Genomic DNA, 14,922 nt, shown 5'->3' on the forward strand with positions numbered 1-14,922 from the left:
GCGGCGGGGGCATCGCATGTCTCCATGGGCTGGGTGTTGTCAGATCCGGTAATAATTCATCAGGCATGAGGCGTTCGGAAACGTTGTAGGATTTTTTTCCCTATTTCTTTTCAGGTCTCTATGAACGCCCCGCTGGAACCTCCCTGTCGTCTGTTTCAATGCACGCCCCCCAAGGGTTCGCTTCACGTCGATAGGCATGCGCCTGCGCCATTGCCCTCGATGCTGCGAAAGGAGCTGTAATCCATGGAATGGATCGTCGACCCCACGGCATGGCTTGGCCTGCTGACCCTGATCGTGCTGGAGCTGGTGCTCGGCATCGATAACCTCGTATTCATTGCCATCCTGGCGGACAAGCTGCCACCCGCGCAGCGCGATCGTGCGCGGATCATCGGTCTGTCCCTGGCGCTGTTGATGCGCCTTGGCCTGTTGGCCAGCATTTCCTGGATGGTGACCCTGACCGCGCCGTTGTTCGAAGTCTTCGGCAAGACGTTTTCGGGACGGGACCTGATCATGCTGTTCGGGGGTGTGTTCCTGTTGTTCAAGGCCACCATGGAGTTGCATGAACGCCTCGAAGGCCATGTGGTGCAACGCTCGGGTCAGGGTGCCTATGCGATGTTCTGGCCGATCGTCGCGCAGATCGTGGTACTCGATGCGGTCTTTTCGCTGGACGCCGTGATCACGGCGGTGGGCATGGTAGAGCACTTGTCGGTCATGATGATCGCGGTGATTTTCTCCATCGGCCTGATGATCATCGCGAGCAAGCCCCTGACGCGCTTCGTCAACGGCCATCCCACCGTCATCATGCTTTGTCTTGGCTTCCTGATGATGATCGGCTTCAGCCTCACCGCGGAAGGTCTGGGTTTCCATATTCCGAAAGGCTACCTGTATGCCGCGATTGGCTTCTCGATCCTGATCGAGCTGTTCAACCAGGTGGCTCGCCTGCGTCGCAGGAAGAGCCTGCACGGACAGCGCCCCATGCGCGAGCGTACCGCCCATGCCGTCCTGCGGTTATTGGGGGGACGCAAGCCGGATGCCGACGAAGTGGGTGAGGAGATCGCCGACATGCTGGCGGGCAATGACACCGACCAGGTGTTCGACCGACGCGAACGCGTCATGATCAGCGGGGTGTTGCAATTGGCAGAGCGCCCCATCCGTACGGTGATGACTCCCCGTGCCGAGGTTGATCACATCGATGTGGCCGACTCGCCCGAGAACATTCGTACACGGCTGATGCATTCGTCGTACTCCCGGTTGCCCTTGATCCGGGAAGGGCGGGTGGATGAGCCATTGGGTTTTGTCCACAAGAAAGAGCTGTTCAAGGAACTGCTGGCCGGCAACCAGCCGAATCTGCAAACCATGGCCCGCAAGGCGATCAACCTGCTGGATACCTTCACGATTCTCAACGCGTTGGAGCAGATGCGCAAAGAGTCGACCCACATCGCGTTTGTGGTGAACGAATTCGGTGACTTCGTGGGGCTGCTCACCATGACCGATATCCTTGAGTCCATCGCCGGTGAGTTGCCCGATGCCAGTGAAATCGAAGGGCCGAATATCGTGGCCCGGGAAGACGGCTTTCTGGTCAGTGGCGCGTTGAATCTCAGCCAGGTTGGCGAGCACACGGGCTTGCAGGCGAAAGCCACGGACGACTACCAGACCTTGGCCGGGATGGTCATGAGCTTGCTGGACCGTCTGCCTGTCATCGGCGACCGGCTCAATTGGCAGGAATGGAGCATGACGGTGGTGGAGGTCCAGGAACGTCGAGTGACGAGGGTGCTGCTGCGGAAAGAGGAGGCATAAAAGGAGCGAGGCTTCAGGTGCGGCAGGGGCAGGCTTCTTGCTATCCTGCCCCTCTCTTTCATGGACGAGTACTGAGATAACCATGGCTAACGACACCCCGTCGCGGATCGGCAACCTGTTGCTGGGCCTGCTTTTTGCCCTGATTGGTATCGGCTTGCTGAGCGTTGCCGTCAATCTCACACTGGAGCGACGCGAGTTCCTCGCCCATGCACAGAGCGCCGATGGCGTTGTCAGTCGCTTGAATGCCGGTGGCTCGCACCCCGAGATCGCCTTCACCACCGCCAATGGTGAAAAAATTTCCTACCCCCAAGGCGGCTTCATCTTCGGCTATCGACAGGATCAGCCGGTACGGGTGCATTACCTGCCCGAGCAGCCGACAGGCAGCTCCATCGTCGATGACCCGTTCGCACTGTGGGGAACCCCCGGTGTATTGGGGCTGATCGGTCTGGTATTCACCCTTGTCGGTCTGGTGAAAGTCACTCGACACCGTGGCCGCGGTGCGGCTCATTCACCTAAAGGACTTTGAACGTATGAGCTACAACATTCCACTCCCGGTCAACGAAAGTCGCTGGCAGTACCAGACCGCCAGTGGCGGCGGCCTGACCGTGGTCATGGTGGCGGGCAGTGGCGGCTCGATCATCCTGCGTTCGCCCCAGGGCGAGGACGTCAGCTACCGCTACGGCGGCGTTGGAGTCGGCGTCGGCTTTGGCGCGAGGCTGCCACGTTTCGGCAAGATCAATATCCAGATCAAGGGCAAGAGCGTGGCTGGCGTGGGTGCGGCGGAGGCCTTCCCCAGCACGGGCAAGGTGTTTGTCAGCGATGCCTTGGTCGACCGCGATCTGACCAGTGACGACATCACCGGACCCTGCATGTACACCGAAGTGGGCGTGGGGCTGGTGGCGGGCGGTTCGGCCACAGCGTTGCTGTTCGGGCTTGACCCCAAGTTGCTGGCATTGTCGGTGGCCCTGAGCTCCAACCCGGCGACTTCGCTCATTGCGTCCACCACGGTCAACCGGCAACTGGCGCGGTCTGCCAAAGGGGCGCTGGTCATGGCTGGCTTGAACGCCGGCGTGCAGGCCGGTGGCGGTGCCGCGATCTACATGGGCTATCTGTTCTAGGGGTTTTCCAGCGCCGGATGATCAAACGATCCTGGAAGTAGCCCACACACGAAAAAGCCGCGAATCAACGCGGCTTTTTCGATGCCAGATGAGGCTTAGACGTTGAAGCGGAAGTGCATCACGTCGCCATCCTTGACGATGTAATCCTTGCCTTCCAGACGCCATTTACCCGCTTCCTTGGCCCCGGCTTCGCCCTTGTACTGGATGAAGTCGGCGTAGGCGATGACTTCGGCGCGGATGAAGCCTTTTTCGAAGTCGGTGTGGATCACCCCGGCCGCTTGCGGGGCAGTGGCGCCGACGCGGACGGTCCAGGCGCGGACTTCCTCCACTCCGGCGGTGAAGTAGGTCTGCAGGTTCAGCATTTCATAACCGGCACGGATCACGCGGTTCAGGCCAGGTTCTTCAAGGCCCAGGGCCTCCAGGAACATGTCCTTCTCCTCGCCGTCGTCCAGCTCGGCGATTTCCGCTTCGATCTTGTTGCAGACCGGAACCACCATGGCGCCTTCTTCTTCGGCGATGGCCTTGACCACGTCCAGGTGCGGGTTGTTCTCGAAGCCGTCTTCAGCCACGTTGGCAATGTACATGACCGGCTTGGTGGTCAGCAGATGGAAGCCCTTGATCACAAGCTTCTCTTCGGCGCTCATGTTCTTCATCAGGCTGCGTGCGGGCTTGCCTTCGGTGAAGTGAGCGATCAATTGCTCCAGCAGGCCTTTCTGGGCAACTGCGTCCTTGTCGCCGCCCTTGGCATTGCGGGCGACTTTCTGCAGTTGTTTTTCGCAGCTGTCGAGGTCTGCGAAGATCAGTTCCAGGCCGATGATCTCGATGTCGCGTTTCGGGTCGACGCTGTTGGAAACGTGGATCACGTTCTCGTCTTCGAAGCAGCGCACCACGTGGGCGATGGCGTCGGTTTCGCGGATGTTGGCGAGGAATTTGTTACCCAGGCCTTCACCCTTCGAGGCGCCGGCCACGAGACCCGCGATATCGACGAACTCCATGGTGGTCGGCAGGATACGCTTGGGATTGACGATAGCCGCCAGTGCATCCAGGCGCGCATCCGGCATCGGTACGATACCGCTGTTCGGCTCGATGGTGCAGAAGGGGAAGTTCTCGGCCGCGATACCGGATTTGGTCAGGGCGTTGAACAGGGTGGACTTGCCGACGTTAGGCAGGCCGACGATGCCGCAATTGAATCCCATGGTGTTTCCCCGAGAGTTAGAGTCAGGCCTTCTGGCTGTGCAGGTTTTTCATCGCGCGGTTCCATTCACCGGCGAGGATATCCGGCAGCACGCCGAGGGCAAAGTCGATGCTGGCATCGAGTTTTTCCTGTTCGGCGCGAGGTGCGCGACCCAGGACAAAATTTGAAACCATACTGGCGACGCCCGGGTGGCCTATGCCGAGCCGCAGGCGGTGAAAGGTATTCTGATTACCCAACTGCGCGATGATGTCGCGCAACCCGTTGTGACCGCCATGGCCGCCGCCCTGCTTGAGCTTGGCGACGCCCGGAGGCAGATCGAGTTCGTCGTGGGCCACCAGGATTTCTTCAGGCTTGATGCGGAAGAAACCGGCCAATGCCGCCACGGCCTGGCCGCTACGGTTCATGTAGGTGGTGGGAATCAACAGACGAACGTCCTGACCCTGATGCGAAAAACGCCCGGTCAGGCCGAAATACTTGCGATCGGCCGTCAGGCTGACGCCTTGTGCGTGCGCGATGCGCTCAACAAAAAGGGCCCCTGCGTTATGCCGGGTCTGTTCGTATTCGGTGCCTGGATTTCCCAGGCCAACGATCAGTTTGATGGCAGTCACGATAGGGGCCCTTCCTGGAGTGTGGATAACAAGGTCGCGGTCAGGTGCTTTGGCGACAGTGGACGAAAATTGCGGATCTACCCTTGAGTAAACTTCGCGTTCCCGCCCGCTGCCTCGCTACGTTCCAGTCCGCGATGTTTCCGGTCACTCCGGCGACAGAGTGAAATTACTCTGCAGCGCCTTCTTCGGTAGCTTCTGGAGCAACACGTGGAGCGTGGACGTTGGCAACAGCCTTGTCATCGCCGTGTGCCAGGGCCACGAATTCAACGCCTTTAGGCGCCTTCAGGTCGGACAGGTGAATGATCGTGCCGATTTCGGCGTCAGCCAGGTCGACTTCGATGAATTCAGGCAGGTCCTTCGGCAGGCAGGAAACTTCCAGTTCGGAAGTCACGTGCGAGATCTCGCCGCCTTTCTTGACTGGCGCCGCTTCGTTGATGAAGTGCACTGGAACGGTGGCGGTCAGCTTCTGGCCAGCGACGACGCGAACGAAGTCAGCGTGCATGATGAACTGCTTGGCCGGGTGACGCTGCATTGCCTTGACGATCACGTCTTGCTTCTTGCCGTCGACGTTCAGTTCGATCACGTGGCTGAAAGCAGCCTCGTCTTCGAACAGCTTGGCGACTTCCTTGGCCAGCATGGTGATGGACTCAGGAGCCTTGTCACCGCCGTATACAACGGCAGGAACCTGGTTGGCGAGACGACGCAGGCGGCGGCTCGCACCTTTCCCCAGGTCGGTACGCGCTTGGGCGTTCAGGATGAAATCAGTCATTTTGTATCTCCAAAATAGCCATTGCGGCTGACGCCTGCGACCGACGTCAAAGCAGCATGGGCAAAAAAGCCCCGCCCCAACATGAGTGTTGGGGCGGGGCGCTTTTCGTCAGCGGGATGTCATCGAAGGGCAGGGCCCTTAACGGAACATCGCGCTGATCGATTCTTCATTGCTGATGCGGCGAACCGCTTCGGCAACAACCGGTGCGATATCCAGTTGACGGATACGTGCACAGGCTTGTGCGGCGGCGGACAGCGGGATGGTGTTGGTCACCACCAGCTCGTCCAGCACGGAATTTTCAATGTTCTCGATCGCCCGACCCGACAGCACCGGGTGGGTGCAGTAGGCGAAGACCTTGGCCGCGCCATGCTCTTTCAGAGCCTTGGCCGCATGGCACAGGGTGCCGGCGGTATCGACCATGTCATCGACCAGGATGCAGGTGCGTCCTTCGACGTCGCCGATGATATGCATCACTTCGGAGTGATTGGCTTTCTCACGACGCTTGTCGATGATGCCCAGATCCACGCCCAGGGATTTGGCAACGGCACGTGCACGCACGACGCCGCCAATGTCCGGGGACACGATCATCAGGTTCTCGAAACGCTGGTCTTCGATGTCATCCACCAGAACCGGGGAGCCGTAGATGTTATCCACGGGAATATCGAAGAAGCCTTGGATCTGGTCAGCGTGCAGATCAACCGTGAGGACACGGTCGATGCCGACTACGGTCAGCATGTCAGCTACGACTTTCGCGCTGATCGCCACGCGCGCGGAACGCGGACGGCGATCCTGGCGAGCATAACCAAAGTAAGGGATAACAGCAGTGATACGAGTCGCCGAGGAACGACGGAAGGCATCAGCCATCACGACGAGTTCCATCAGGTTATCGTTGGTCGGAGCGCAAGTCGGCTGAATAATGAAGACGTCTTTACCGCGAACGTTTTCATTGATCTCGGCAGTGATTTCACCGTCGGAGAACTTTCCGACAGAGATGTCACCGAGAGGGATATGCAGCTGACGTACTACACGCCGAGCCAGATCGGGGTTAGCGTTCCCCGTAAAGACCATCATCTTGGACACGCGCAGTACCTGAAGGCTGAGGGTATACCTGGATGAGTATAGGAAAATGGCAGGGGCGGCTGGATTCGAACCAACGCATGGCAGGATCAAAACCTGCTGCCTTACCGCTTGGCGACGCCCCTGTATCTGTTGCTGCGAGTGCCGTGCACTCGATTCCTTTTAGAGCAGGTCCTGCAGCTTGCGATGCAACATCGAAACGTTGCTTCCTTTTGCTACAAACCCTGTAAGGGTCTCTGTAAGAAGGGCCGAGACTTTATCAGCTTCAGCTTTGCTTGGGAAGCCCCCAAACACACAACTTCCAGTTCCGGTGAGTTTTGCTTCGGTAAATTTACCTAACAAATTCAAAGCGTTACGCACATCTGGATAACGCCTCGCTACCACCGGTAAGCAGTCATTTCGACTGTTTCCCTTGGGAACGGGGCGCACTTTAATGGGAGGAGAGTTACGTGTCAACAGTGGATCTGAAAAAATTTCTGCTGTACTTACAGATACTTGCGGCACCAGTACCAGGTACCAGGGTTCCTCGGGCTCTACCGGCGTGAGTTTTTCCCCCACGCCCTCGGCGAAAGCCGCATGGCCACGCACGAAAACCGGGACGTCAGCCCCCAGGGTCAGGCCCAGCGCCGCCAGGCGATCCATGTCCCAATCCAGCTGCCAGAGGTGGTTGAGTCCCAGCAGCGTCGTCGCCGCATTCGAGCTGCCGCCACCGATACCACCGCCCATGGGCAGGATTTTTTCGATCCAGATGTCGACGCCCAGCGGACTTGCGGATTGCTCCCGGAGTCTGTTCGCGGCCTTGACGATCAGGTTGCTGTCGTGGGGAACACCCTCGAATTCGGTATGCAGGCGGATCTCGCCGTCCTCGCGCACGGCGAAGGTGATTTCGTCGCCGTAGTCGAGAAACTGGAAAATCGTCTGCAGCTCGTGATAACCGTCCGGGCGACGGCCGAGGATGTGCAGCATCAGGTTCAGCTTGGCCGGCGAGGGCAGCGTCAGGCGTGCGGCGGTCATGTCATTGCCCCAGCTTGCGCGGCTGCCATTGCTTGATCACCAGCGTGACGTCCAGGTTGCTGCCGTGCAGCTTGATTCGCTCGGGCAGCCAGTAGCCGTTCTGCTGGGCATAGCTGAGGTATTCGATCTGCCAGTCGTCCTGCTCCAGGTTGGACAGGCGGCTGTCGGCGTCGAGGGTCAGGCGGCTCTTGCTGTCCGGTGCGGGCAGTCCGCGAACCCACCAGGTCAGGTGGGAGACCGGCAATTTCCAGCCCAGCTGCTCTTCCAGCAGCGCTTCGGGCGTCGGGGCGTCGTAGCGCCCCTGGTTGGCGACTTCCAGCGAAACCTGGCCTGGACGGCCAGTCAATCGCGCTGCGCCGCGCCCCAGCGGACCGGACAGGCGGATGTCGTAGTAGTCCTGGCGTTGCAGCCAGAACAGCGTGCCGCTGCCCGAATCCTTCGGGGCGCGAATGCCGATCTTGCCGTCGATCTGCCAGCCGTCGAGGCCGCTCAGTTGTTCCTTGTGCTCACGCCATTGGGCCGGGTTGCCATGGCCCTGGACGGATTCACGGGCGCCAAAGCCCGCGCAACCGGCGAGCAGGGCGATGAAGCTGAAAACGATGAAGTGGCGCAAAAACATGGTCTTAAAGAGTCTCTGATCCGGTCAGGCGTTTGATGGTGCCGCGCAGAATGGGGCTGTCAGGCTGTTCCTTGAGGAACTTGCTCCAGACCTGCCGCGCTTCGCGTTGCTTGCCGTTGGCCCACAGGACTTCGCCCAGGTGAGCCGCGACTTCCTGGTCGGGAAAGCGCTCCAGGGCCTGGCGCAACAGACGTTCGGCTTCGTCGAGGTTGCCCAGGCGATAATTCACCCAGCCCAGGCTGTCGAGGACCGCCGGGTCTTCCGGGTTGATCTGGTGGGCCTTCTCGATCAGTACCTTGGCCTCGTCATAGCGCGTGGTACGGTCCGACAGGGTGTAGCCGAGGGCATTGAGGGCCATGGCATTGTCGGGATCGCGCTGGATGATCAGGCGCAGGTCTTTTTCCATCTGGGCCAGGTCATTGCGTTTTTCCGCCTGCATGGCGCGGGTGTAGAGCAGGTTCAGGTCGTCCGGGTACTGCTTGAGCGCTTGCTGCAGCACGTTCCAGGCCTTGTCGCCCTGATTGTTGGCCGACAGCGTCTCGGCTTCGATCAGGTACAACTGGATCCCGTAGTCGGGCTGGGCGTCGCGCTGGACGGACAGGCGGCTCTGGGCTTCGGCGGTCTTGCCGTTGCTCATCAGGATATCGGCCTGGCGCAACTGTGCCGGCAGATAGTCGTTGCCTGGGCCGACCTGGGCGTATTCGATCAGCGCGGTCTCGGGGTCGTTGCGTTCTTCGGCGATGCGGCCCAGGTTCAGGTGCGCCGAATCGACGTGGCTCTCCCGGGCGATCAGGTCTTCCAGGTAACCCTTGGCCTCTTCCCAGGCCTTGGCTTCCAGGCAAACCAGTGCCAGGGAGTAACGCAGTTCGTCGTCTTCAGGGTATTGCTGGACCAGGCTGGAAAACTCCACCTTGGCGTCGTCCATGCGGTTGTTTTCCACCAGCATGCGCGCGTAGGTCAGACGCAGGCGTTTGTCGTCCGGGTATTTCCTGATGCTTTTTTCCAGCAGCGGCAGGGCCTCGTCACCGCGATTCAAGCCTTGCAGCAGGCGTGCCCGCAGCAGGATCGGCGCCACCTCGCCGGCTTCCGGCGGGTTGTCTTCCAGCAGGGTGAGGGCGCCTTGGGAGTCGCCATCCTGCTGCAGCAGCAGTGCCTTGCCGAAAATCAGCTGGCCGTTGTTCGGGTGGCGTTGCAGCAAACGGTCGAAACTCTTCATCAGGCCGCTGCGGGTTTCCTGGTCGGTATCGGCCGCCGATAGCGCCAGGAAGTCGAAGTGGGTGTCGCCCTTGCCCAGCAGCACCTTCTCCATATACAGCATGGAGTCGTCGTAGCGTCCGGCGCGGGCCAGTTGCACGGCGGCGGCGCGTTGCGCCTCGAGGTCGTCCGGGGCGTTTTTCGCCCAGATCATGGCGGTGTCCAGCGCGGCCTGGTCGGCTCCCAGGTATTCGGCGATGCGAAACGCCCGCTCGGAAATGCCGGGGTCCTGGGTATTGATGGCCTGGGTCACGTAATTGTCCAGGGCAATGTCGAAACGATTGCGCTGGCCGGCCAGTTCGGCGCTCAACAGGCTGAAGATGGTTTCTTCGCTGAACGAGCCGTAGACCTTGGGCTTTTCAGGTGCCTGCGTACTGTCTTCGACCGGCGGCGTGCCGTCCGTCGAAACGGGGTCCATGGACTGGCAGCCACTGAGCAGGGCAAGAGCGAGGAGCAACGCGGAAGATCTATTCATATAGGAAGAGGACGACTAACCTGCGGTCGGATCATCATGACACAAGCCTTCGACCAAAACATAACCGCCCCGTCGATTTACCCGCAGCGATAGAGATCGGGTGGGTTGTTCTGAATCTGGCGAAGTAGGACAATTGCCGGCTTCACGTCACAATCAGCGACCTTGAATGGCCTTCCTTGCACTTGGTATTAACCACAAGACTGCTTCAGTAGACGTCCGCGAGCGCGTGGCCTTTACGCCCGAGCAGCTGGTTGAGGCCCTGCAGCAGCTTTGCCGACTCACCGAGAGCCGCGAGGCTGCGATCCTCTCCACCTGCAATCGCAGCGAGCTTTATATAGAACAGGATCACGTTTCGGTCGATTCAGTGCTGCGCTGGCTGGCCGAATATCACGACCTGAGTCTCGACGAGCTGCGCGCCAGTGCCTATGTGCATGAAGACGATGCGGCCGTTCGTCACATGATGCGCGTCGCCTCGGGGCTCGACTCGCTGGTGTTGGGCGAACCGCAGATTCTCGGGCAGATGAAGTCTGCCTATGCGGTGGCCCGCGAGGCCGGCACCGTCGGTCCGTTGCTGGGGCGGTTGTTCCAGGCCACGTTCAACGCAGCCAAGCAGGTGCGTACCGACACCGCCATCGGCGAGAACCCGGTGTCCGTCGCGTTTGCCGCGGTCAGCCTGGCGAAGCAGATCTTCAGCGACCTGCAGCGCAGCCAGGCGCTGCTGATCGGCGCGGGCGAAACCATCACCCTGGTGGCTCGTCATCTCCACGACCTGGGGGTCAAGCGCATCGTGGTGGCCAACCGGACCCTGGAGCGAGCCAGTACCCTGGCCGAACAGTTCGGCGCCCACGCGGTGCTGCTATCGGATATCCCGTCCGAGCTGGTGCACAGCGACATCGTGATCAGTTCCACCGCCAGCCAGTTGCCGATCCTCGGCAAGGGCGCTGTGGAAAGCGCCCTGAAGCTGCGCAAGCACAAACCGATCTTCATGGTGGACATCGCCGTTCCCCGGGACATCGAGCCGGAAGTCGGCGAACTGGACGACGTTTATCTCTACAGTGTCGATGACCTTCACGAGGTGGTTGCCGAGAACCTCAAGAGTCGTCAAGGCGCGGCCCAGGCGGCGGAAGAGATGATCACCGTCGGGGCCGAGGATTTCATGGTGCGCCTGCGCGAGCTGGCGGCCGTGGACGTGCTCAAGGCCTATCGCCAACAGAGCGAGCGCCTGCGCGACGAAGAACTGCAAAAGGCCCAGCGTCTTTTGGCCAACGGTGGCAATGCCGAGGAAGTGCTGGTGCAACTGGCCCGCGGCTTGACCAACAAACTGCTTCACGCGCCCAGTGTCCAGCTCAAGAAGTTGACCGCCGAGGGCCGTCTCGATGCGCTGGCCATGGCCCAGGAACTCTTTGCCCTCGGTGAGGGTTCACCGAATGGCTTTTCGGATAAAAAATCGCAATGAAAGCGTCACTGCTCAATAAACTGGACGTTCTCCAGGACCGTTTCGAGGAACTGACCGCCTTGCTGGGCGATGGTGAAGTCATTTCCGACCAGAACAAGTTCCGCACCTACTCCAAGGAGTACGCGGAAGTCGAGCCGATTGTCGCGACCTATAAACAGTTGCTCAAAGTGCAGGAAGACCTCGCTGGCGCCCAGGCATTGCTCAAGGACAGCGACCCGGACATGCGTGAGATGGCGGTCGAGGAAGTCCGCGAGGCCAAGGAGCGGCTGGTCGAGCTGGAGAGTGATCTGCAGCGCATGCTGCTGCCCAAGGACCCGAACGACGGGCGCAACGTATTCCTCGAGATCCGGGCCGGTACGGGCGGCGACGAGGCGGCGATCTTTTCCGGCGATCTGTTCCGCATGTATTCGCGTTACGCCGAGCGTCGTGGCTGGCGGGTCGAGATTCTCTCGGAGAACGAAGGTGAACACGGCGGCTACAAGGAAGTCATCGCCCGGGTCGAGGGCGACAACGTCTATGGCAAGCTGAAGTTCGAGTCCGGAGCCCATCGCGTGCAGCGTGTGCCGGCCACCGAATCCCAGGGCCGTATCCATACCTCGGCCTGTACCGTGGCGGTATTGCCCGAGCCGGATGAGCAGGAAGCCATCGAAATCAACCCGGCGGACCTGCGGATCGACACCTATCGTTCCTCCGGCGCCGGCGGTCAGCACGTCAACAAGACCGACTCGGCGATCCGTATTACCCACTTGCCCTCGGGCATCGTGGTCGAATGCCAGGAAGAGCGTTCCCAGCACAAGAACCGGGCACGGGCCATGGCCTGGCTGTCGGCCAAGCTCAATGACCAGCAGGCCAGCGCCGCGGCCAGTGCCATCGCCAGCGAGCGCAAGCTGCTGGTGGGATCGGGGGACCGTTCCGAGCGGATCCGGACCTACAACTTCGCCCAAGGGCGGGTGACCGACCACCGGATCAACCTGACGTTGTATTCCCTCGACGAGATCCTTGCCGGTGGCGTCGAGGCCGTGATCGAGCCGTTGCTGGCCGAATACCAGGCCGACCAACTGGCCGCGATTGGCGAGTAGCAGAGGTAGACCCCATGACCATCATCGCCAGCGTATTACGCGCCGCCGAGTTGCCGGATTCGCCCACGCCGCGGTTGGATGCCGAATTGCTGCTGGCGGCGGCCCTGGGCAAGTCCCGCAGTTTCCTGCACACCTGGCCCGAGCGGATCGTGCCGAGCGAGGCCGCGCTGCTGTTTTCCGAATACCTGCGGCGGCGTCGTTCCGGCGAGCCGGTGGCCTACATCCTGGGACAACAGGGCTTCTGGAAGCTCGACCTGGAAGTCGCCCCTCATACGCTGATTCCGCGACCGGACACCGAGCTGCTGGTGGAAACCGCGCTGGCCTTGTTGCCGGCGACCCCGGCCAGGGTACTGGACCTGGGCACCGGCAGCGGCGCGATTGCCCTGGCCTTGGCCAGCGAACGTGCGGCCTGGACGGTGACCGCCGTCGACCGGGTGCTGGAAGCCGTGGCCCTGGCCGAGCGCAATCGTCAGCGCCTGGACCTGGGTAACGTCACGGTGCTCAGCAGTCATTGGTTCAGCGCCCTGGCCGGCCGGCGTTTCGATCTGATCATCAGCAACCCGCCTTACATTGCTGCCACCGATCCGCACCTGGTCGAAGGCGACGTGCGTTTCGAGCCGGCCAGCGCGCTGGTGGCCGGCGCGGATGGTCTCGATGACCTGCGTACCATCATTGCCCAGGCACCGGCTCATCTCGCTCCTGGCGGATGGCTGATGCTCGAACATGGATACGATCAGGCCGCCGCGGTGCGTGACCTGCTGCAGACCCAGGGATTTGCCGAAGTCCACAGTCGCAAGGACCTGGGGGGCCATGAGCGCATCAGCCTGGGGTGCATGCCGTGCTGAGCGATCAGGAGCTGTTGCGCTATAGCCGGCAGATTCTGTTGCAGCACGTCGACATCGACGGGCAGGTGCGTCTCAAGCAGAGCCGTGCACTGATCGTCGGTCTTGGCGGCCTCGGCGCCCCGGTGGCCTTGTACCTGGCCGCCGCCGGCGTCGGCGAGCTGCACCTGGCGGATTTCGACACGGTGGACCTGACCAACCTGCAACGCCAGATCATCCACGACACCGACAGCGTCGGGCTGGGCAAGGTCGATTCGGCGATGCGTCGCCTGACGGCGATCAATCCCGAGGTCCGCCTTGTGCCTCACAACACGGCCATGGACGAAGACAGTCTGGCCGCCGTGGTCGCGACCGTGGATGTCGTGCTGGACTGCTCCGACAATTTCTCCACTCGCGAAGCGGTGAACGCGGCATGTGTCAGGGCGGGCAAACCGCTTGTCAGCGGTGCGGCGATTCGCCTGGAGGGACAGCTATCGGTGTTCGATCCACGTCGCCCCGAAAGCCCTTGCTACCACTGTCTCTACGGTCATGGCAGCGAAGCCGAGCTGACCTGCAGCGAGGCCGGCGTGGTCGGGCCGCTGGTGGGGCTGGTGGGTAGCCTGCAAGCCCTGGAGGCGTTGAAGCTGCTGGTCGGGTTCGGCGAACCCCTGGTGGGACGCCTGCTGTTGATCGATGCGCTGGGCTCACGCTTCCGTGAGTTGCGGGTCAAGCGCGATCCGGGTTGCAGCGTGTGTGGTAGCCAACATGCGTGACGCGCCGGTCGGGGTATTCGATTCGGGTGTCGGTGGCCTGTCGGTGCTGGGGGAGATCCGTCGGTTGCTGCCCAACGAGTCGCTGCTCTACGTAGCCGACTGCGGACATATTCCCTATGGCGAGAAAACCCCGGCCTTCATTGCACAACGCTGCGCGATCATCGCTGACTTTCTCAAGCGCCAGGGCGCCAAGGCGCTGGTGGTGGCTTGCAACACCGCGACCGTCGCCGGCGTGGCCGACCTGCGTCGCGATTATCCGGACTGGCCCATCGTTGGCATGGAGCCGGCGGTCAAGCCGGCCGCGGCTGCGACCCGCAGCGGCATCGTCGGTGTGCTCGCCACCACCGGCACCTTACAGAGTGCAAAGTTCGCCGCGTTGCTCGATCGTTTCGCCACCGATGTACGCGTGGTCACTCAACCGTGTCCCGGCCTGGTGGAACTGATCGAGGCAGGGGACCTGCACAGCCCGGCCTTGCGCCAACTGCTGCAACATTATGTCGACCCCTTGCTGGCGGCCGGCTGCGATACGTTGATCCTGGGTTGCACCCATTACCCTTTTCTCAAGCCATTGCTTGAGCAGATGGTCCCCGGGCACATCAGCCTGATCGATACCGGCGCCGCGGTGGCGCGGCAGCTTCAGCGGCTGTTGGCCGAGCGAGCATTGCTGGCCGAGGGGCCTGCCAGCGAAACCCTGTTCTGGACTAGCGCCGATCCGATACATTTAAGAAAAATCCTACCTGTACTATGGAAATCGCCCGGCGTTGTGCGAAGCTTCGACCTGTGAAGAAATCGTGAAAATTGTGTAAAAATCGCTGAACTTCTGTTTCAACGCGGATTTCTATAGCTCTGTCTGTTTGTAAGAAAAAA

15 protein-coding genes and 1 tRNA gene are annotated in these 14,922 nt (G+C 61.1%); 8 read left to right on the forward strand and 8 right to left on the reverse strand.

Annotated elements, in window-relative coordinates; genetic code table 11:
* Positions 1 to 243: 243 nt before the first annotated feature.
* The 3 genes from BT179_RS20470 (at position 244) to BT179_RS20480 (ending at position 2,915) form a co-directional block, all read left to right on the forward strand.
* Entirely contained in the window at positions 244 to 1,797 is a 1,554-nt protein-coding gene (locus BT179_RS20470) for a TerC family protein (RefSeq protein ID WP_072431549.1), read from the forward strand.
* 82 nt (positions 1,798 to 1,879) lie between these two features.
* Complete coding sequence (locus BT179_RS20475; protein ID WP_123397795.1) at positions 1,880 to 2,323, forward strand: DUF3592 domain-containing protein; 444 nt, start codon at positions 1,880 to 1,882, stop codon at positions 2,321 to 2,323.
* A 4-nt stretch (positions 2,324 to 2,327) separates the two neighbouring features.
* Entirely contained in the window at positions 2,328 to 2,915 is a 588-nt protein-coding gene (locus BT179_RS20480) for a hypothetical protein (RefSeq protein WP_072396789.1), read from the forward strand.
* A 95-nt stretch (positions 2,916 to 3,010) separates the two neighbouring features.
* Here the strand turns inward: BT179_RS20480 and ychF are convergent, their stop codons facing one another.
* The 8 genes from ychF to BT179_RS20520 form a co-directional block, all read right to left on the reverse strand.
* Positions 3,011 to 4,111 carry a redox-regulated ATPase YchF gene (gene ychF, locus BT179_RS20485; RefSeq protein ID WP_072431551.1) on the reverse strand — a complete coding sequence of 367 codons (1,101 nt, stop codon included), beginning with the start codon at positions 4,109 to 4,111 and terminating at the stop codon, positions 3,011 to 3,013.
* Positions 4,112 to 4,133: 22 nt separating this feature from the next.
* Positions 4,134 to 4,718 (reverse strand): aminoacyl-tRNA hydrolase, encoded by a 585-nt coding sequence (pth, locus tag BT179_RS20490; RefSeq protein WP_072396792.1) that lies wholly within the window; start codon positions 4,716 to 4,718, stop codon positions 4,134 to 4,136.
* A gap of 166 nt (positions 4,719 to 4,884) precedes the next feature.
* A complete protein-coding gene (locus BT179_RS20495; protein ID WP_072396804.1) occupies positions 4,885 to 5,487 on the reverse strand; it encodes a 50S ribosomal protein L25/general stress protein Ctc in 603 nt (200 codons plus the stop codon).
* A 138-nt stretch (positions 5,488 to 5,625) separates the two neighbouring features.
* On the reverse strand, positions 5,626 to 6,567 hold the full coding sequence (locus tag BT179_RS20500) for a ribose-phosphate pyrophosphokinase (protein ID WP_003171603.1): 942 nt from the start codon (positions 6,565 to 6,567) through the stop codon (positions 5,626 to 5,628).
* A gap of 47 nt (positions 6,568 to 6,614) precedes the next feature.
* A tRNA-Gln gene (locus tag BT179_RS20505) sits at positions 6,615 to 6,689 on the reverse strand.
* Positions 6,690 to 6,726: 37 nt separating this feature from the next.
* A complete protein-coding gene (gene ispE, locus BT179_RS20510; RefSeq protein ID WP_072431552.1) occupies positions 6,727 to 7,578 on the reverse strand; it encodes a 4-(cytidine 5'-diphospho)-2-C-methyl-D-erythritol kinase in 852 nt (283 codons plus the stop codon).
* A gap of 1 nt (position 7,579) precedes the next feature.
* A complete protein-coding gene (gene lolB / locus BT179_RS20515; protein WP_072396816.1) occupies positions 7,580 to 8,197 on the reverse strand; it encodes a lipoprotein insertase outer membrane protein LolB in 618 nt (205 codons plus the stop codon).
* A 4-nt stretch (positions 8,198 to 8,201) separates the two neighbouring features.
* A complete protein-coding gene (locus tag BT179_RS20520; protein WP_072396818.1) occupies positions 8,202 to 9,926 on the reverse strand; it encodes a tetratricopeptide repeat protein in 1,725 nt (574 codons plus the stop codon).
* Positions 9,927 to 10,092: 166 nt separating this feature from the next.
* Here BT179_RS20520 and hemA point away from each other — a divergent pair, with 166 nt between their 5' ends.
* Genes hemA through murI form a run of 5 tightly spaced genes read left to right on the forward strand, consistent with a single transcriptional unit; the run spans position 10,093 to position 14,839 of the window.
* Positions 10,093 to 11,382: a glutamyl-tRNA reductase gene (hemA, locus tag BT179_RS20525; RefSeq protein ID WP_072396820.1), complete on the forward strand. Its 1,290-nt coding sequence runs from the start codon at positions 10,093 to 10,095 to the stop codon at positions 11,380 to 11,382.
* Entirely contained in the window at positions 11,379 to 12,461 is a 1,083-nt protein-coding gene (prfA, locus tag BT179_RS20530; RefSeq protein WP_072396822.1) for a peptide chain release factor 1, read from the forward strand. The genes hemA and prfA overlap by 4 nt, the downstream gene beginning before the upstream one ends.
* A 14-nt stretch (positions 12,462 to 12,475) precedes the next feature.
* Positions 12,476 to 13,306, forward strand: coding sequence for a peptide chain release factor N(5)-glutamine methyltransferase (gene prmC, locus BT179_RS20535; RefSeq protein WP_072396824.1), 831 nt, complete (start codon positions 12,476 to 12,478; stop codon positions 13,304 to 13,306).
* Positions 13,300 to 14,055, forward strand: a complete 756-nt coding sequence (locus BT179_RS20540; protein ID WP_072397207.1) for a molybdopterin-synthase adenylyltransferase MoeB — start codon at positions 13,300 to 13,302, stop codon at positions 14,053 to 14,055. The genes prmC and BT179_RS20540 overlap by 7 nt, the downstream gene beginning before the upstream one ends.
* Positions 14,048 to 14,839, forward strand: a complete 792-nt coding sequence (gene murI, locus BT179_RS20545; protein ID WP_072396826.1) for a glutamate racemase — start codon at positions 14,048 to 14,050, stop codon at positions 14,837 to 14,839. Before BT179_RS20540 ends, murI begins: the two co-directional genes overlap by 8 nt.
* Positions 14,840 to 14,922: the final 83 nt, after the last annotated feature.

The organism is Pseudomonas sp. NFACC43 (assembly GCF_900119645.1).
In the GTDB taxonomy this organism is placed as follows: domain Bacteria; phylum Pseudomonadota; class Gammaproteobacteria; order Pseudomonadales; family Pseudomonadaceae; genus Aquipseudomonas.